This window comes from Marinilactibacillus piezotolerans, assembly GCF_900114235.1.
GTDB classification, from domain to species: Bacteria; Bacillota; Bacilli; order Lactobacillales; family Carnobacteriaceae_A; genus Marinilactibacillus; species Marinilactibacillus piezotolerans.
The window spans coordinates 1-20,210 of sequence record NZ_FOSJ01000040.1; the positions used below are offsets into that span (position 1 = coordinate 1).

Sequence of the window (20,210 nt, forward strand, 5' to 3'; positions counted from 1 at the left end):
GATTCCATTCGTCCATGATGATGCAAAAACAATGCCCGACAAGTGGATCCGTTTATTATCTTTCGGGAACAGTGTTCTACAGTACACGGACTAATACTGTAGAAGTGATTTTACATATCTCGAAAAACTTCAAAAAAACGAAGTTTTTTAAACATGCCTTCTTATACTTCTCGTTGCTTTACTGGATCTGTTATAAAGCTGTTTAATCCAGACAATGATTGGATTATATTACCTTCATCGACAGAAATCATCATACGAGCAACGAGAAATTTGGGAAACATAATTTTTCATAGATTATTGGGAGTTACCACTTTTCTAACATAGATTTCCTGAATTTCTCTTAATTATTTCATTAGTAATCTTAATCCTTCCCGAATGTAAGCATCCGTTGTGGTTCGTTCCAGTTCTTCCAATGTTTTTTCAACTTTAGTCACTTCTCTCTTTGCATATCCAAGGGCATATAAAGCTTCTATTGCTTCTTGTAAAGAGAGATTACTCTGTTTTGAATCAATCCGTAAATCTTCTGATAACTGTCCAGTAAAGTTATCTATACCCAATTCTCCTAATTTCCCTTTTAAATCAAGAACAATCTGAGAAGCAGTCTTTTTACCGACTCCTGGAAATTTTTGTAAAAACTTTATATTTTCATGTTCTATTGCCTGAATCAACCCCATGTGATCTTCATTCGCCAATATCGCTAAAGCACTTTTGGGTCCGATACCAGAAACGTTAATCAGTTTCAAAAAAAGTCCTTTCTCTTCATAGGACTTGAATCCGAACAATCTCATATCATCTTGGGAAACATTTTGATAAAGATAGATCATTACTTCTTTCGAATGATAATCCGTATATCTAAAAGGATTTGCCATTAAAATATGATATCCAACCCCATAGGCTTCTACAACTAAGTAGCCAGGATAAATATGAGTTAGAATACCTTTTATGTATTCGTACATTTAAAAGCTCCTATTCTAATTTAAATTCCTTATTATTGTAACATAGAAAGACCCAGCCCGAAAAAACACTTTGGGCTGGGATGGTTTTTGAAAATCAATCAAATTCTGAAAGATACTCTTCATATCCTGCTTCTTTTAATTTTGATTTAGGAATGAACTTCATTGCAGCTGAATTAATACAGTAGCGCATGCCACCTTTTTCTTGCGGTCCATCATTAAATAAGTGTCCTAAGTGAGAGTTTGCTTCGCTACTTCTAACTTCTACTCTTTCCATACCATAAGAAGTATCTCTTAGCTCTTTTATACCGCGTTTTTTTATTGGTTTGGAAAATGATGGCCATCCACATCCAGCATCATATTTATCATTAGAAGAAAATAAGGGTTCTCCACTTACGATATCAACGAAAATGCCATCTTCATAAAAATCATCGTACTCTCCAGTGAAGGCTCTTTCTGTTGCACTATTTTGAGTTACTTCATATTGTTCTTTAGTTAGTCGCTGTTTCAATTCCTCTTTTGAAAAATTTTCAGTCATTAAAACCCCTCCTATTCTTTCCTATTGTACCAATTTATAGTAAGGAATAAAAGTTTGTGCTTTATTAAATTTTGCTCAATGAGGGTCCTGGATTCGTTTAAACATCTTTTCCATGTCTTTATTGGTCATTTTAACAAGTACTGGCCGTCCATGGGGGCAATTGTAAGGATTTTCTGTATATTTCAAATCTTCTAAAAGTGTTCTGGCTTCATTGGGAGTTAAATAATGGTTTGCCTTGATGGACCGTTTGCAACTCATCATAATGGCTGTTGCCTCCCTGAATTTTGCTATAGAGATTTGATTGGTTTCAAGTAGAAAATCAATCATTTCTTTGACAATTTCTTCTTCTTGACCTGCCTTGAACCATGAAGGATGGCTTCTAACTAAAAAGCTGTTTTGTCCGAATTCTTCCAGAGAAACTCCGGCAGTCTCTAATTTTTTCAAATTTTCCCGAATCGTAATCGCATCATTAGTAGGATACTCCAAGACGATAGGTACTAATAGATTTTGTTGCGCAGTCCCATCTTTTTCGATTTCTTTTCTATAATATTCATATTTAATTCGTTCTTGGGCTGCATGTTGATCAATAATAAATAAGCCTTCTTCATTTTGAGCAAATAGATAAGTCCCATGCATTTGACCAACATAATCTAGAATCGGAAATGACTGATTGGCTTTTGATTCTTTCATTACCTTATTTGCTGTTTGTAAAGGTGATTCATCTAAATGTGTATGATTATCCTCAAAAGTTTGTCCATTCAATATATTAGCATTATTTTGATTAGTATTTGTATACCCCTCATAATTTTCAGACTCTAGGAATACAAAACTTGTTTCTTGACTCAAACTGTTTGGTTCACTTTGTCTGATTTCGTTATCTTTTTGCAGGTTTTCATTATATTGATTTTCATTTTTATAATCATCAGAGTCTATTGAGAAATCCGATTCATTTCTAGTATTACTATTATTCCAGTCAAACGATGTCTGAGTCGGTTTATCATTTTGATGACGTCTACTTGAATAAATATTTCCCAGTGCATCCGGTATTCGTTGTTCTGCACTCATTAGATCATTTACAGCTTTTTTGACTAATTCGCCTAATTCTTTTTCATTACTGATCCGAACCTGTTGTTTTGTCGGATGAACATTCACATCCAATAACAATGGGTCCATTTCAATATTTACGACTGCTAATGGATATCTACCCACCATTAATTTAGAAGAATAGCCATCAACAATTGCTTGTGCCAGTGCGTAATTTCTTATATGTCTACCATTTACAATAATGGTCATATAAGACTTGCTTGCTCTTGTAGATTCAGGAAGTGATACATAACCATATACTTTAAAATCAAAACTGGTTGATTCAATCTTTTTCATTGTTTTGGCTGTCTCCACACCATATACACCTGCTATGGCTTGCCTTATATCTCCGTTACCGACCGTTTTCAATAAAGTATTTTCATCACTGAACAAGCGAAAACTAATTTCTGGATGTGCTAATGCTAAGCGATTGATTGTATCACTTATATGGGCTAATTCAGTTTTAATAGTCTTTACATACTTCAGTCTGGCTGGTGTATTAAAAAATAATTGTTCAACTTTTATCAAGGTTCCTCTTCTGGAAGAAGCGGGTTTACTTTCTACTAATTTTCCCCCTTCAAGTTTTATGTGTCTACCAGCTTTTCCTTCTTGAGCTGATTCAACTGTTACCATAGAAACAGAAGCTATACTCGGCAGTGCTTCTCCTCTAAAACCTAAAGTACGTATACGGAACAAGTCTTCATTGGAAATCAATTTGCTTGTGGCATGCCTTTCAAAAGCTTGCTCCACTTCATCTGAATGAATACCTTCTCCATTGTCAGTAACTTGAATCAATTTTAATCCTGCTTCTTCAACATGGATATCAATTTTTGTACTATTTGCATCTATTGAGTTTTCAACGAGTTCTTTGACTACAGATGCTGGTCGTTCAATAACTTCTCCTGCTGCTATTTGATTGGCTAATACAGAAGACATAATCTGGATTTTCGGCATAAGTATCCTCCTTTCTAAATGACTTTTAAAAAATATTCATTATTTTAATTTGTTTTGTAGTTCGTTCAACAAGTTAATTGCTTCTAGTGGTGTTAAATTCAAAATATTTGCTTTACGTAAAGCTTCAATAACGTTACCTTCAGTTTCTTGCATTTGAGCTCCAAATAAGGATAATTGTTCATCTACAGAAGAATTTTCCATTTCCAGATTTATTGCAGGTTCAGGAGTTGATTGTGATTCAATTTCTTTATTTTTAAATAGATTTTCTTCTTTTTGCTCTAGCTGAGATAAAATATCTGACGCTCGTCCAATTAAAGTATCAGGTAGTCCTGCAAGTTTTGCAACTTGCACACCATAACTTTTATCTGCTGGACCATCAAGCATTTTATGCAAGAAAACTAGTCGGCCATTTTCTTCTACAGCACCTACGTGGATATTTTTCAATTTAGGCAATCGTTGATCTAACACCGTCAATTCATGATAATGCGTCGAAAACAATGTTTTTGCACCAATTTTATTGTGAACATATTCTATGATGGCTTCAGCTAAAGCCATACCATCATATGTTGCTGTTCCCCGTCCAATCTCATCAAATAAAAGTAAGCTTTTAGATGTTGCATATTCTAAAGCATTATTTGTCTCCGTCATTTCAACCATAAATGTACTTTGTCCACCAATCAAATCATCCATGGCTCCAATACGTGTAAAGATACGATCAAAAATAGGCAGTTTGGCGTATTGACTCGGAACATAACACCCCATCTGTGCCATAATGACAGTTAAGGCTAACTGCCTCATATACGTGCTTTTACCAGACATATTTGGACCAGTAATCAGCAGCACATCCGTACCTTCTTCAAGGTTGACGTCATTTGGTACATAAACTTGTTCTCTCATGACTTTCTCAACAACAGGATGCCGTCCTTCTTTGAGTAAAATATCTTGTGATGCTGTATTAAATTCTGGCCTTACATAATTATACGTTTCACTAATAAAGGCAAAAGATTGCAAGCAATCTATTTCAGCAACAACTCTTGCTAATTTTTGAAGTCTTTTAATATGATGTTTCACTTGTTCTCTAATATTAACAAGAAGTTCATATTCTAGTGCTTTTGATTTTTCTTCTGCCTCTAGTATTAAAGATTCTTTTTCCTTTAATTCCGGGGTGCTGTATCGTTCAGCGTTGGTCAATGTCTGCTTTCTTTGATATCTAGCATCATCAATTTTATCAACATTCGCTTTGGTTACTTCAATGTAGTAACCAAATACTTTATTGAATCCGATTTTTAAATTTTTGACACCGGTTATTTCCCGTTCCTTTGCTTCTAAATTAGCAATCCATCTTTTTCCATTGACCATAGCATCTTTATATTCATCTAGTTTATCATGGAATCCAACTTTAATAATTTCTCCATCAGTAATGGATAGAGGTGGTTCCTCTTCAATAGCCTGATCAATAAGAGAAGCAATTTCTTCAACTGGATCTAATTCTTTTAATAAAGAATCCCATTCATGAGATGCATTCATCGAATTAATTATGTGAATAAGATTTGGTACTTGATTCAATGAATTTTTCAGTTGGATTAAATCGCGTGCATTCACAGTACCAAACGCTACTCTTCCGGCTAATCTTTCCAAATCATAAATACTGGTAAGCGTGTCCGTCAAATCTGTTCGCTCGAAAAAATGATCAATTAGTACGCCTACGATATTTAAACGATTTTCAATAGTCATTTTACTAATCAGAGGTTTCTCAAGCCATTGTCTGAGCATTCGACCACCCATCGCTGTTTTAGTTTCATCTAGCAACCATAACAATGTTCCCTTTTTGGAGCCATCCCTTAGAGAGATTGTTAATTCTAAGTTCCTCCGTGCTTCTTGTCCATAAATTAAATAATGAGAAGTTTCATATTCTTCAGCCGGTTGAAGATGATCTAAACTGCGCATTTGTGTATTCATTAGATAGATCAGTAACAAATCAAGTACAGGATAGAGAGATTTATTTGAACAATTTTCTTTTAGACTATTTAAATCTTTGTCTTCTAGGTTTTCTAGAGAACCCTCTGAAATAACTATACCTAATTCATCAGCTAGTTTTTGCTGGAAATTCTTCTCTTGATCAACTTTGAATAAGACTTCCTTTATTTTTAATGATTGAAGTTCTGTTTTCACTTCCTGTTCAGTACTCAATCTAGTTACTTTTAGTTCTCCAGTCGTCAAATCGGTATATGAAAATAGGTATTCCTGTTCGACTTTTAGAACTGCTGCGATGTAATTATTCTCCTTAGCATCTACAGAAGAGGTGTTCATGACCGTTCCCGGCGTAATGACTTGCACCACCTCTCTTTTGACCATACCTTTAGCTAATTTCGGGTCTTCTACTTGTTCACATATAGCTACCTTATGCCCTAGTTCGATCAGCGTATCAATATATCTCTGAGCAGAATGATGTGGTACTCCACACATTGGGATTTGCTCTTCAGCATTCTTGTTTCTACTGGTTAAAGTTAATTCCAATATCTGAGCGACTTCGATGGCATCATTAAAGAACAATTCATAAAAGTCTCCTAATCTATAAAATAGATACACGTCTGGGTATTTTTCTTTAATTTCTAGATATTGAATCATCATCGGTGTATGTTTTGTCTTTTGAGGCATCTATCTCCTCACCCCTTTTACCATAAAATTACTAATCAAATTTCAGCTTTATTTATTTAATCATAAAACGGTGTATCGTCATCTATTCGAATTGATTCAATTACTTTTGTCTTACCAGTTACATTATCAAATTCTATGAAACAGCCATTTAGTTTTTTACGTCCGTTATCTGGTACTTCAAATCGGGCAGGAAGCTGCGTTAAAAACTTTTTGATTATAGCTTCTCTTTTCATCCCTAATATGCCATCGTAAAATCCAGTCATTCCCACGTCCGACATATAGCCAGTTCCAGAAGGAAGAATTCTCTGATCGTTTGTCTGTACATGGGTATGTGTACCGAGTACGGCAGAAGCGTGTCCATCCATATACCATCCCATAGCTTCTTTTTCACTCGTTGCTTCCCCATGAAAATCTATCAATATATGTGGGGTTCTTTTTTTTGCCTCTTCAACTAATTTCATACCAATTTGAAAAGGATCTTCAAAATCTCCCATAAAAACTCTTCCATGTAAATTGATTACGGCTAGTTCTTGTTGATTAATTTTAATATAGGCGATACCCTTACCTGGAACTCCAACTGATGAAGGATAATTTGCTGGTCGAATCAATTTTTTAGCATCATCTATGAAATCAAATATTTCTCTTTGATCCCAAGTGTGATTTCCCATTGTTACGGCATCTACTCCATTTTGCAAAAACTCTTTATAGATTTTTTCTGTAATACCTCTACCTCCAGCGGCATTTTCTCCATTCACTATTGTTGCTTGAGGCTTATATTTACTCTTTAATTTCGGTAAATATTCTCGAACCATTTCTTGGCCCACTGAGCCTACTACGTCGCCTATAAATAATACTTTCATTTAATATTCCTCTTCTCCGTTAGGTACTCCTTATTTTACCAGTATTACTACAGCAAAATCAAAGTGAATCTGGTAATTTGAGTATGTAAAAAGATGTACTCTCTTAGCACCTGTCATTAGCTGGCTGTCATTTAACCTTAATACAAAAAAACTAGAACAAATAACTCTGTCCTAGTTTCTTGATTATTTAATTATTTTGCATATTCAACGGCTCTTGTTTCGCGTATCACCGTTACTTTAATATGTCCAGGATAGTCCATATCTTCTTCAATTTGTTGACGTACACTGCGTGCCAGTTTCGCCGCCATACTGTCATCAAGTTGATCCGGTCTTACAATAATTCGAACCTCTCGACCTGCTTGAATTGCATAACTTTCTTTAACGCCTTCAAATCCATTAGAAATTCTTTCAAGATTTTCTAGTCGTTGTAAATAGTTTTCAAGTGATTCGCTTCTAGCGCCTGGTCTAGCTGCAGATATTGAATCTGCGGCCTCTACCAATACCGCAATAATCGAACTTGCTTCTACATCACCATGGTGTGAAGCAATAGCATTGATGACCGTCTCATTTTCTTGATACTTCATAGCAAGTTGAGCACCAATTTCAACATGAGATCCTTCGACTTCGCTATCTAATGCTTTTCCAATATCATGTAACAGTCCAGCTCTTTTAGCAAGCTGTATGTCTTCGCCTAACTCTGCTGCCATTACACCAGCAACTTTTGCGACTTCTATTGAATGGTTCAAGACATTTTGACCATAGCTTGTTCTGAAATATAAGCGTCCAACTATTTTAATCAAGTCAGGATGTATTGAGTGGATTCCTAAGTCAAATATAGCTTCTTCCCCAATTTCTCGGATTCGCTCATCCATTTCTTTACGAGACTTTTCAACAGCCTCTTCAATGCGTCCTGGATGAATACGTCCATCAGAAATCAGCTTCTCAAGTGCCATTTTTGCTATTTCTCGACGAATAGGATCAAATCCACTTAAAACGACTGCTTCAGGTGTATCGTCAATAATTAAATCCATTCCTGTTAAACTTTCTAGCGTGCGTATATTCCGACCCTCTCGACCAATAATGCGACCTTTCATGTCATCATTTGGTAGATTGATTACGCTAACAGTTGTTTCAGTTACTTTGTCAGCTGCAGAACGTTGGATGGCTTGAGTTATCAAGTTTTTTGCTCTACGATCCGCTTCTAATTTAGCTTTGTCTTCATATTGTTTTACCATAACAGCTAGCTCACGAGATAAGTCTTTTTCAGTTTGAGTTAATATGATTGATTTTGCTTCTTCCTGAGATAACGCTGCAATCGACTGTAATTTTTCTTGTTGTTTCACGATCAATTCTTCAGCTTCATTCTCTAGATCTTCTAGATTCTTTTGTCTAGTGCTCAATCGTTCTTCTCTGCTTTGTAAAGAACTTTCTCTTTTATCCATTGTGTTAGCTTTACGCTCCAGATTATCTTCTCTCTGGTCTAAACGATTTTCCTGACGTGCTACTTCAGAGCGTCTTTCTTTCAACTCCCATTCTATTTCCGTACGGTAAGAATGGATTTCCTCTTTTGCCTCCAACAACGCTTCTTTTTTCAAGGTTTCAGCTTCTTTATTTGCATCTTCTACAATGTTATCAGCTGTTTTTCTTGAATCAGCTAGTCTTTTTTCGAAGCTTCTTTTATTAAAATATGCTCCTGCAACTATTCCGATTATTAAAGTAACGATAGCGAAGGCTACTGAGTAAAATAGAGTAGTCATTTGGTCACCTCCGTATCATTATTTAGTTTTACATTTTATTCATGTATAAAAAAGTCAGGTACTATTTATGTTAAACGGGTTTTCGTTTAAAAAACAATCACCAATCTAAATTTTTATTTATTTTAACATAATTGTGTAACAGACATACTAATTTTAAAGGTCTTCGGTCAATGTGTCAATACAGTTTAAAAAAAGAGAAATAATTTAAAAGGTTTTTATTAAAAAAAGTTAAAATTGTCCTTGTTTAGTAAATTAAATAATTTGCTTATGAACTCTTCAAATTCATATTTTAGTTATTTTTTATCAGTATAGATAAAAAAAGCATGTTCTAAATAGCTGAACAGCCTTTAGAACATGCTTAAAATAGTTGATTAAATCAAATGTCCAATGCTTCTGGTTCAGAACTTTTAGCATCAGTTTTTTCATCAATAGAATCGTCTGCTTTTTTTGATTTGCCTTTTTCACTTGCTTTATTCAAATCGTTAACAAATTTAATATCTTCTTCGCTGCCAACTTCATAAGCAACTCGAACTTTTTTTTCGATCTCTTTTAATAGATCAGGATGCTCTACTAAATATTGTTTAGAATTTTCCCGTCCTTGACCAATACGCTCATCACCATAGGAGTACCAGGCACCCGCTTTATCAATAATTTCAACTTCGGCTCCCATATCTACAAGTTCTCCTACTTGAGAAATTCCTTCTCCATACATAATATCCACAAGTGCTACTTTAAATGGAGGAGCAACTTTATTTTTAACAACTTTTATCTTGGTTTTGTTCCCAGTCATATCTTTACCTGATTTGATAGATTCTCCACGACGAACTTCTAATCTCACAGTTGAATAAAATTTCAATGCACGCCCACCAGGAGTAGTCTCTGGACTACCAAACATAACACCTACTTTTTCACGAATCTGATTGATAAATAGAGCAATCGTTTTAGTCTTATTGATTGAACCCGATAGCTTACGAAGTGCTTGAGACATTAAGCGCGCTTGAAGTCCAACGTGAGATGCGCCCATTTCACCGTCAATCTCAGCACGTGGCACTAAAGCAGCAACAGAGTCAATGACTACCATATCTACTGCTCCACTTGAAACTAAAGCATCTGCAATCTCCAGAGCTTGTTCTCCAGTATCTGGCTGCGATAGTAGTAATTCATCAATATTTACACCTAAAGCACTAGCATATTTAGGATCTAGGGCATGTTCAGCATCAATAAAAGCAGCAATTCCGCCGTTAGCTTGCACTGACGCTATGGCATGTAAAGCTACTGTCGTTTTACCGGAACTTTCTGGTCCGTATACTTCAATTATACGTCCACGTGGATACCCACCAACACCTAAAGCAACATCAAGAGCTAACGATCCGCTTGAAATTGTTTTAACTTGAGTATCAACTTTTTCTCCCATTTTCATAATAGAGCCTTTACCAAAGTTCTTTTCAATTTTGCTGAGTGCCATTTCTAATGCTTTTTTACGATCATCTGTCATTAATTAGTTCTCCTCCTATTACTGATTCAGGACAATTTTTATATTGGCTATTAGCTACTTTATATAGCAATTTATTAAAGTAGAACTTGAGAGATATCTTGCAAATTAAATTAGTACGAAAAAAATAAAGAATCTGTAACTGTTTTAAATAATAATCCTGTATTCTCTCTGCTACTCTTATATTTTACTGTTTTTCCAAATAAAACGCAATAGTAAATCGAACATTTATTCGCAATATCGATTATCATTACTTATACTTGTTTTATTATTTATCTTCATCAGAATAAACTAATTTATCAACTGGAAGCTTCAATAAAACTCGTCTAACCAAATCTAATGCGTTTTGAACTGCCAATTTTCGATTTTTATTATGCTTATATGCAAAATGATAATATTTAGCGAAAGATTCATTGCCTTTTTGAGCAATTCCAATCCATACTGTACCGGGTATATTACCTTCTAAAGCACTAGGTCCAGCAGCTCCAGTTAATGAGACAGCTATATCTGCTTCAAACATATCTCTGACCTTCTCTGCCATTTCAATTGCGCATTCTGGACTCACTACTCCGTATCTATCAATAACTTTTTGAGACACGCCTAATGATTTATGTTTATGATCAGCACTATAAGTGACAATTCCACCATCAAAAATAGACCCAGCAGCTAAATCACTTGAAATGCTACTTAAGAATGCCCCCCCTGTTAAACTTTCAGCAGCCGTTATTGTTTTTTCTTGTTCAATTAATATATCTTTAATAACATCAGATAATCTTTTTTCTCCATGACCAAACACAAATTCTTCTACTTCTTTATTTATAGCTTTCTCTACTTTATCAATCATTTTTTCACACTCTTCTTCTGATTGACCTTTTGCCGTAATACGAATCGTCAGTTCCCCAGCTTCTGCATATATTGCAATTGTCGGATTTTTCTGATCTTTGATTATTTTTTCTATTTTTAACGCCAATTGAGCTTCAGTTAATCCAAAAAGACGGATAATTCTCGAAACTAATTTCTGTTCATCCAGCACATTGTCAACTATCACTTGAGTTAAATGATTTTCCACCATTGGCTCTAATTCATCTGGTGGTCCAGGAAGCAATATATATGAATGGTCTCCTTTTTTAAAGAACATACCAACAGCTAGTCCCGTATCGTTAGGTAAAGGTGTGGCTCCCATCAACATCAATGCTTGTAGCTGATTATTCTCTGGCATTTCAAAATCAGAATTTTTATGATACGTAATAATTTTATTTTGAGTTTCTTCATGTAAAACTAACTCTACATCAAGATGTTCTGACAATACTTTTTTTGTAATATCATCTTCGGTTGGACCTAACCCTCCCGAAAATATAATCATATCAGATCTTGACTCGGCTGTTTCTATCACCTCTATTAACCGTTCAGCATTATCCCCCACAGTTACATGATGATAAACATCTATACTGAGCAATGCTAGCTTTTTTGCTATATACGCTGCGTTTGTATTAATCACTTGTCCGAGTAACAATTCTGTTCCTATTGATATAATTTCAGCTCTCACTATTTAACCTCCTACTTTATATATACTTACAATCTATTGAACAATTCATTTTAAATTTACAGTATAATCATTTTAACATATGAATTTCTTTACTACTGTGATTTTGATTATAAAAAAACAGGTAGCTCAATTGAGTTACCTGCTTTGTATCATTATCAACTACTAAATGTTCCTTTGAAAAAATGCCTAGCGTTATAAAAATAGTCAACTCCAGAATAGATCGTAAAGATAAGACTAATATAAAGAAGAATCGTTGCAACGGGAACCCCAGTTAAATTGAAAGGGAAATTGTCGATCAGCAACAATATAATTGCAAACATTTGTGCATTGGTTTTGACTTTTCCGGGCCAAGATGCAGCCAGAACTGTTCCACCCTGTTCTACTAAAAGCAATCTTAAGCCTGTGACAGCCAATTCTCTACATACGATAACAGCAATGACCCAAGCTGGAGCAAGTTCTAACTGAATTAGTAAAATGAAAGCTGTCATTACTAGCATTTTGTCAGCAAGCGGATCTGCAAACTTACCGAAATTGGAAACGATATTCATTTTCCGGGCCAAATATCCATCTAGCCAGTCTGTAATGCTTGCTAGCGAAAATATAATTGCAGCTAAGAATAGATGCATTTCAACAGTTGATCCAAGCAATTCAATAGTACCAAGATCATAGGGAAGCAACACCAGTATGATAAAAATCGGAATCATAACAATTCTTAATAAAGTTAATTTGTTAGGTAAATTCATTATTTCCTCCTACGCATTCAAATGAAAAACCAGAGATCTGTCATCACTACAAACTCTGGTCTTTAACATAGTAGAACAGCGATTTCTTTCGATTACTCAAATTCAAATATCAGTTCTTGTCTTACAGCATTTGCTGATTCTTCTGCGTAAGAAACACCTTGGTCATTTAATCGAACTGAAGTTACTGCTGCATTACCAATGACTACTGTAACATTAGAAATATCTTGACCAAATTCTGAAGAAAGTGAATTACCATCCGCTAGCAAGGACTCGTCGATAAGTGTACCATCTACTGTTACACTTACCCAGGATTCTCCGCCTTCAGCGGTTAATGTAAGTTGTTGTTCTGCAGGTTTAGTACCACTTACCGTAAAGTTCGTTGTTCCACCAGTGCTAGAACTTTGAGTAACATTAAATTCCTCTTCAGCAGGTTCTTCTTCTTGAGGTTCTTCCTCAGTTGACTCTTCTTCTTGGTTTTCTTCTTCAGTCGCCTGTTCTGAATCAGTACCCTCATCGGTTTCACTGTCTAGGTCCACATCATCGTTACTACCGACTTCTACATCTTGATCTTCAGTAATTCCATCCTGAATTACCGGTGTATCACTATTATCATCGGCTCCTTTGAAGACTGCCCAGTAAAAGACTACTGCAATGGCCAATACTAAAAGAATAATCAGAATGGTTGGTAAACTGTCTTGTATCGTATCAACAATACTACTGCTTTTGGGTTTAGTCCTCGTTTGAGTTGTCCTAACTTTTTCAGAATATTCTTCATTTTTAGCTTTCGGGATATCAGAATGATTTTTTAAAAGCTGTTCTCCATCCAAACCTACAGTATCAGCATACTGTTTAATAAATGCTCTTGCATAGAAATTTCCAGGTAGTACTTCAAGATTACCTTCCTCAACAGCGATTAAATATCTTTTCTGAATTTTTGTCATTTGTTGTAAATCATCAAGTGTATAACCTTTGGCTTTTCTAGCTTCTTTAAGCTTTTCGCCTACTTCATTCAATCTTTGTCACCTGCCCTAAAGTATTTCTTTATAACGGATACTCGATTAGTCTTGCTTGAATTTAATCTTTTATTGTTTTCATATATTTGCACTCTAGATATTGATTACATCGTTACCGAATTAATTAATACTAGTAGAAATAAAACATTGGGTAACGTATCATTTCTAAAAGTATACCATATGAAAAACTTTGAGTATAGGGTGATTATTCTTACAAAACATGATAAATCTTAAGATTTTATTAGGATAGAGAAGGAGTATATTTCATTAATCAGGATAGATTATTTAAGTTTTGGAGTCACTCGAAATTCTGACATGTTTTCACTATTGATATATTGCATTGCAACTTTTTTGATATCTTCTAATTCTATTGATTCCATAAGATGAATAATATCAAAAACTGTTACATCTTCAAATTGAACATCATTAAACTGGTGAGCAATAAATTCTAATGAATTAAAAGATTGAAGAGACTCTCCAATACTTCTTTTTTTTACGATCTCAAAATGTTTTTCATTTAAATCAGGACTTTCTGCAGCTTTCAAAAGTAAATTTTTTAAAATACTAATCAATTGATCAGGCTCTTTGGTATCTCCACCTACACTTAAATGATCTATCTCTCTTTCAAACGTATACTCATAATTGAAGCTATCATCTATAAGCCCTTCATCATACAACTTCAGATAAGTCGAAGAGGTTTCTCCAAATAACAGTTTTAGTAAAAATTCTACGCTTATTAGTTGTCTTAATGCAGCAGCACCTTTCAATTTATTTTTTTTACCTTTTATTCCAACTAATACTTTTGGTTTATTTACAGGTAATTTAATTTCCCCTGATGGAATCACTTTAGTATTCTCTTCACTTGGGTACCTTCTTTTAATTTCTTTAGCTTCTTCAAACTGTTTTAGATTCTGATTTTTCCTGATCCATTCAATAGTTTGTTCTATTTCAAAATTACCCGTTACAAACAGCTGCATATTACTGGGATGATAAAAAGTATGATAATTTTCATATAGAAGTTCTGCAGTAATATCTTCTATACTTTCAATTGTTCCTGCAATGTCAATACTGGCTGGATGATTTGGATACAGATTTTCTAACAAGCCAAACATTACTCGCCATTCAGGAAGATCATCATACATTTGAATTTCCTGTCTAATAATACCTTTTTCTTTATTAACTGACTTATTAGTAAAATAAGGTTTCTGTACAAAATCAAGTAACGTTTCTAAGTTTTCTTTGAAATGACTTGTACTTGAAAATAAATAAGCAGTTTTTGTAAAACTAGTAAAAGCATTAGCAGAAGCACCTAATTTTGAAAAATCATCAAATACATCGCCATCTTTTTTTTCAAACATTTTGTGTTCAAGAAAGTGAGCAATTCCATCAGGCATTTTCTTGAAGTCAGTTTCTCCTATAGGAATAAATTGCTGATCGATAGATCCAAAGTTTGTACTGAAAAGTGCATAAGTTTTATAAAAATCAATTTTAGGTAGAAGAATAACAGTAAGTCCATTCGGCAAAATTTCTTTATAGATCGTTTCGTTCAGTTGTGCATACTCGATTTTTTCCAACTCAATCTTCCTTCCCAATTAATAAAAATTCAGCTCTTAACTGTACCCTTTTTGCCGTATCCATAATTTCTGCTTTTGTTACAGACTCGATTTTTTTTATCCATTCTTCAATTCTTATTTGCGGCTCTCTTGTTATCTTGCTAGCATAGGCTCTTTCAATCATACTATTTGCACTGTCTTCAGATTGATATAAAGAATTTTTCAGCAACTCTTTTGTTTGCTGCACAGATTCGTCATTAAAGTCTCCTTGCCTTAATGCATTTAATTCTTTTAAAATAATTTCCCCTACATGTGTTGCTTCTTTTTGATCAATTCCAGAATAAACAAACATAGATCCAGTAAATGTATCGATCCCACTTGAAATAGTATAAGCTAAACTTTCCTTCTCTCTTACATTCATAAAGAGTTTAGAATGAGGATAGCCTCCAAATAGCCCGTTAAATATCTGTCCAGCATAATAATTATTTTGATGATAAAAAATATTCGTATTGAACGCTAAATTATACCTAGCTTGTGTTAGGTCTTGTTTTTCTACCTTTCTTTTAACTTCAGTACTTTCTTTTAATTCATAAAAAGTTTTTTGTGGAAAAATCTCTCGATCATTAAATTTGAACAACTTAAACGTATCGATAATATTCTCTTCAACAATATCACCTAGCACAAAAATATCAATCTCATTTTCTGATAGCATCTTTTCATACGTCTTATAAAGACCTTCTGGAGTTATCGATTCCAGGTCTTTCTCTCTACCGAAAGACGGAATTCTTTGCTCTTCTGTATCAAAGTATAGCTCATTTAATGCAATAGTCGAGTAGTCTTGTTTATCATCATATATTGCTTCATATTCATCTCTTAAATTTTCTATTTCTCTCTTAAAAGTCTCTTTATGAAAAGCTCCGTGATAAACGTTTGGATAGTAAAGTATATTTTCTAAAAAAGCAATTGCTTTTTTTAATATGCCTTCTTCCTTTAAATATTTATCATTTACAACAGTCAAACCTACTGAAACAATATGATACTGACCTTTTTTTGAAACGCTAGTAGACAAACGTGCCCCATATAGTTCAGAAAGTGTATTTCTAAAATCAGTCTGAGTAGGATAATGGCGACTGTTAGTATTGATCAGATTAGAAATCAATGTCCTTTTAGTAATTTGATCCGCTTTTAGCATTTCTTTAAATTTAATAGTTATAGTAACTGTCTTGAATTTTTCTGATGGCATTACATGCAATTGCACACCACTGGCTAAATCAGTTTGCATAATTTCACTCCTGCATATTTTCTAATATTTATTATAATTAACACTTTAAAGAATAAAATAAAGAGGCTAGAACTGCATCGCTCTAGCCTCTGATCATTTAAATATGATTTTCTAGAAAAGTAATCCTTTTAGTTGGTCTGCTTTATCTAAATGTTCCCATGGTAAATCAATGTCAGTACGTCCAAAGTGACCATAAGCAGCTGTTTGTCTATAGATTGGTCTTTGAAGATTCAGCATTTTGATAATACCAGCTGGTCTAAGATCAAAAACTTGACGAATAGCTTCTATAATTTTTGCATCAGCACTTTTACTAGTATTAAATGTGTCAACCGCAATTGAAACAGGTTGGGCCACACCAATAGCATATGCAAGCTGTACTTCTACTTTATCTGCAATACCAGCAGCAACAAGATTTTTAGCAATATAGCGCGCTGCATAACTTGCTGAACGATCCACTTTAGTAGCATCTTTTCCAGAAAATGCTCCACCACCATGTCTCGCATATCCACCATACGTATCTACAATAATCTTACGACCTGTTAGTCCAGCATCTCCTTGAGGTCCTCCAACCACAAATCTACCTGTTGGATTAATGTAATACTTAGTATCTGCATCTAACCATTTAGAAGGAATTACTTCTTCAATAACATGTTTAATCACATCATTTTTCAATGTATCATAATCGACTTTTGGAGAGTGTTGTGTACTGACTACAATAGTATCAATACGTTTAGGTTTATCTTGATCATCGTATTCAACAGTAACTTGAGCTTTTGCATCGGGTCTTAAATATTTTAAAATCTTTTCTTTTCTGACCTGTGCGATTCTTCTAGTCAATTTATGACTTAATGAAATAGGTAAAGGCATTAATTCCGGCGTTTCGTTTGAAGCGAATCCAAACATCAACCCTTGATCTCCAGCGCCAATTTTATCCAATTCATCACTTCCAACAGATGCTTTAGATTCAGCAGAATCATCTACACCTATTGAAATATCTGGTGACTGGTCATCAATAGATACTAGTACTGCACAAGTCTCAGCATCAAATCCATATTTAGCACGTGTATATCCAATCTCTTTAATTGTATCTCTAGCAATTTTTTGCATATCAACATAGGTATTTGTTCTGATCTCACCTGCTATCAAAACGAGTCCTGTGGTTACCATAGTTTCACATGCAACACGAGCATCAGGATCTTTTTCTAATATTGCATCCAAAACTGCATCACTTATTTGATCAGCAATTTTATCTGGATGTCCTTCAGAAACAGATTCCGAAGTAAATAATTTTCTTTCTACCATTTGTTGTATTCCCCCTGTTTCAGTATCGGTTACAAGGCTTCCGACCTGGTCTGTGGCCGTCCTATCGGGAATTCATTGTAACCCTATACTAGTTTACCATATAATTTTAAAACATTCATTCTCATTTTTAGAATGTTTCAAATAGTCTACTAAAATTATGTTATGATAAGGCAAAAGACCACAAAAGGATGAAAGAAATTGAAACTAAATTTATTAACTTTTACTAAAAACCCCATGTTTTTATACTTTATTTTTCCAAGTTTTTATTTATTATTTGGAACGATTTACGCTATTCCATTTTCAACTTTAAATGTTATTTCTTTTTTTCTTCTCTACTTATTTGTTTTATTAAATCAAGTGGTTGAAACTAATTTCAGAAATTATTTTATATTAAAAAAGAAACTTTCAATAAGAAACGTTTGGATTTTAGAAGTATTTATTATATTGAGTCTGTTGTATTTCATAACAATACATTCTTTTGTATCAGGATTATTATTGCTTTGTTACGTTATTATGGTTCAAGGTAAATACTTATTCATTCATTATGACCTAGATTTATTAGCAATTTCTTTGATAACGCTATTTAAAAGCTTGTTATTAAATACTTTTGGGTTTTATATTCATACAGGATTTATTTCTATTGCTATAATTCCCTACTTACTTCCACTAATTATACCGATATTTTTGTATGAGTATTATACCTGGAATAAAGTAATGACTAATAATCTAAAATACCTTATAGCTTTTTTTGCATATTTAATAATAATTGTTTTAACTTGGACTATTTTTTCGTGGTGGAGCTTCCTTTTATTCCTATCTACATTTTTTCTTCCATTATTTATCTTAAATAACAGAAGACGTTCCACTTTATATTTCAGCACAATCTTTACAATGAACTACTTGACTCTATTCTTGATTTTCAACTTAATCAGCCTATAATTTTATTAATCGAAAAATACTACTATTTAGTGCTGGTAAGATTTTTCAGCACTATTTTCCGCTCTAACTTGTTGGATATCAACCTCAGTTTCTTGGTTCTATAATATATGACGTTGGTGAGAAATCACTGGCGTCTTTTTTTGTCTCAGAAAATAGAAAACAAGTGAGTTCTCCTGTAGAATAATAGTCGACGAAACCAAATATCCATAGGAGGAACTCACTTGCCTACATCAAATGATATGCAAAAAGTACTGGATATTCAAGATAAAAATATGATTTTCGAAGATCACTGCGTTTCATACGGTGTACATAAACAGAAGAAGTGTAAATTTATTGACTGTACGCTGACCTATATTCCTACGGAATGCAAGAAGTGTCAAACCTCAAATAAAGCGTACACGATCATTAAAAATGGTACACAGACTTCTAGAATCACGTTTCCCATGACAGGCATTTATCCGACTTATCTTAGAGTGAAAAAGCAGCGGTTTAAGTGTAAGGCTTGCGAAGCAACGTTTACGGCTGAAACGCCGATTGTAAAAGAACACTGTTTCATCTCTAACTTTATCAAAGCGGAAATACTGATGAAGTCAGCTGATGCTCGTTCGATCAAGAGCCTATCTGAAGAGACGAATGTCTCTCACGCAACGATTCAAAGAATCATCAATGAACAATCGAAAGAGTACCGACCGTACTATCATTCTTTGCCGGAGAACTTGTCTTTCGATGAGTTTAAGTATGGTGAGGGGCAAATGGCTTTTGAATATATTGATGTTGTGAGCGGTACGATAGTCGATATTCTAGAAAGCAAAGATACTCGTACAATCAAGAATCATTTCCGTTCTCGCTATAGTCAGAAACAACGCAGTCAGGTCAAAACGATCACGACAGACATAAATGCCAGTTATGTCAGCTTCATCCCAGAACTGTTTCCAAATGCCGATATCATCATTGATCGATTCCATATTATTCAGCTCGTGAACCGATCAATGAACAAGACTCGAGTAAAAGTCATGAATCGACTGCGGACTTCTAACGGAGAAGATCAAAAGAAATACAGACGATTAAAACGCTTCTGGAAAAAGCTATTGAAGAAAGAATCGGCAGTATCTTATACCGATTATCAATATTTTCCCCTATTCGGACAACGATTAGAAGCAGCGATCATTTCTGAGATGTTGGCATACGATCCAGAACTAAAAGCAACTTATACAATGTATCAAGCTATTCTTAAAGCCGTCGAACACAATGACTCAAAACAGTTAAGAACTGTTTTAGATCAACCAGCTTCTCCTGAACTATCTGGATACATGAAAACTAGTTTAAAGACGTTGAGCGCTCATTTTCTTTATATCCAAAATACCTTCTATTATCCTTATAACAATGGAAAGATAGAGGGAATCAATAACAAAATCAAGGTATTAAACAGAGTAGCCTATGGCTATGGGAACTTTATTCACTATAAAAATCGCATTATCCTGCACTTCAATTTAAAACCAATCAGAAATAAAATCAAAATGATAGAAAAAGAAAGAGA

Annotated in this window: 14 protein-coding genes and 1 riboswitch; of the genes, 1 reads left to right on the plus strand and 13 read right to left on the minus strand. The window is 34.1% G+C overall.

From position 1 onward, the window contains the following. Nucleotides 1–344: 344 nt before the first annotated feature. The 13 genes from ruvA to metK all read right to left on the minus strand — a co-directional run bounded on the left by ruvA (nt 345) and on the right by metK (nt 17,734). The gene (ruvA, locus tag BM212_RS09135; protein WP_072694470.1) at nt 345–956 is read right to left on the minus strand and encodes a Holliday junction branch migration protein RuvA; all 612 of its coding nucleotides are present in this window, start codon (nt 954–956) and stop codon (nt 345–347) included. Nucleotides 957–1,050: 94 nt separating this feature from the next. Beyond that, nucleotides 1,051–1,491, minus strand: a complete 441-nt coding sequence (gene msrB / locus BM212_RS09140) for a peptide-methionine (R)-S-oxide reductase MsrB (protein ID WP_072694469.1) — start codon at nt 1,489–1,491, stop codon at nt 1,051–1,053. Between the two features lie 75 nt (nt 1,492–1,566). Beyond that, the gene (gene mutL, locus BM212_RS09145) at nt 1,567–3,528 is read right to left on the minus strand and encodes a DNA mismatch repair endonuclease MutL (RefSeq protein ID WP_091898218.1); all 1,962 of its coding nucleotides are present in this window, start codon (nt 3,526–3,528) and stop codon (nt 1,567–1,569) included. Nucleotides 3,529–3,567: 39 nt separating this feature from the next. Then, nucleotides 3,568–6,186 carry a DNA mismatch repair protein MutS gene (mutS, locus tag BM212_RS09150; RefSeq protein WP_072694467.1) on the minus strand — a complete coding sequence of 873 codons (2,619 nt, stop codon included), beginning with the start codon at nt 6,184–6,186 and terminating at the stop codon, nt 3,568–3,570. A gap of 56 nt (nt 6,187–6,242) precedes the next feature. Beyond that, on the minus strand, nt 6,243–7,046 hold the full coding sequence (locus BM212_RS09155; RefSeq protein ID WP_072694466.1) for a TIGR00282 family metallophosphoesterase: 804 nt from the start codon (nt 7,044–7,046) through the stop codon (nt 6,243–6,245). 191 nt (nt 7,047–7,237) lie between these two features. Next, a complete protein-coding gene (gene rny / locus BM212_RS09160) occupies nt 7,238–8,803 on the minus strand; it encodes a ribonuclease Y (RefSeq protein WP_091898219.1) in 1,566 nt (521 codons plus the stop codon). Between the two features lie 376 nt (nt 8,804–9,179). Continuing rightward, the gene (gene recA, locus BM212_RS09165) at nt 9,180–10,298 is read right to left on the minus strand and encodes a recombinase RecA (protein ID WP_072694397.1); all 1,119 of its coding nucleotides are present in this window, start codon (nt 10,296–10,298) and stop codon (nt 9,180–9,182) included. Nucleotides 10,299–10,563: 265 nt separating this feature from the next. Beyond that, nucleotides 10,564–11,841 carry a competence/damage-inducible protein A gene (locus tag BM212_RS09170; RefSeq protein ID WP_083540504.1) on the minus strand — a complete coding sequence of 426 codons (1,278 nt, stop codon included), beginning with the start codon at nt 11,839–11,841 and terminating at the stop codon, nt 10,564–10,566. Between the two features lie 155 nt (nt 11,842–11,996). Beyond that, nucleotides 11,997–12,584: a CDP-diacylglycerol--glycerol-3-phosphate 3-phosphatidyltransferase gene (pgsA, locus tag BM212_RS09175; RefSeq protein ID WP_072694395.1), complete on the minus strand. Its 588-nt coding sequence runs from the start codon at nt 12,582–12,584 to the stop codon at nt 11,997–11,999. 92 nt (nt 12,585–12,676) lie between these two features. Beyond that, a complete protein-coding gene (locus BM212_RS09180) occupies nt 12,677–13,597 on the minus strand; it encodes a helix-turn-helix domain-containing protein (RefSeq protein ID WP_072694394.1) in 921 nt (306 codons plus the stop codon). Between the two features lie 281 nt (nt 13,598–13,878). Then, entirely contained in the window at nt 13,879–15,171 is a 1,293-nt protein-coding gene (yfmH, locus tag BM212_RS09185; protein ID WP_091898221.1) for an EF-P 5-aminopentanol modification-associated protein YfmH, read from the minus strand. 1 nt (nt 15,172) lies between these two features. Next, the gene (gene yfmF, locus BM212_RS09190; RefSeq protein WP_091898222.1) at nt 15,173–16,432 is read right to left on the minus strand and encodes an EF-P 5-aminopentanol modification-associated protein YfmF; all 1,260 of its coding nucleotides are present in this window, start codon (nt 16,430–16,432) and stop codon (nt 15,173–15,175) included. A 111-nt stretch (nt 16,433–16,543) separates the two neighbouring features. After that, nucleotides 16,544–17,734, minus strand: coding sequence for a methionine adenosyltransferase (gene metK, locus BM212_RS09195; protein WP_091898224.1), 1,191 nt, complete (start codon nt 17,732–17,734; stop codon nt 16,544–16,546). After that, a riboswitch (SMK box riboswitch) is annotated at nt 17,732–17,820 on the minus strand. Its footprint overlaps the gene before it by 3 nt. Before the next feature lie 1,074 nt (nt 17,821–18,894). Between metK and BM212_RS09200 the strand changes: the two genes are divergently transcribed. Beyond that, nucleotides 18,895–20,210: ISL3 family transposase (locus BM212_RS09200; protein WP_091898226.1), on the plus strand; the 1,316-nt coding region annotated here is incomplete at its 3' end.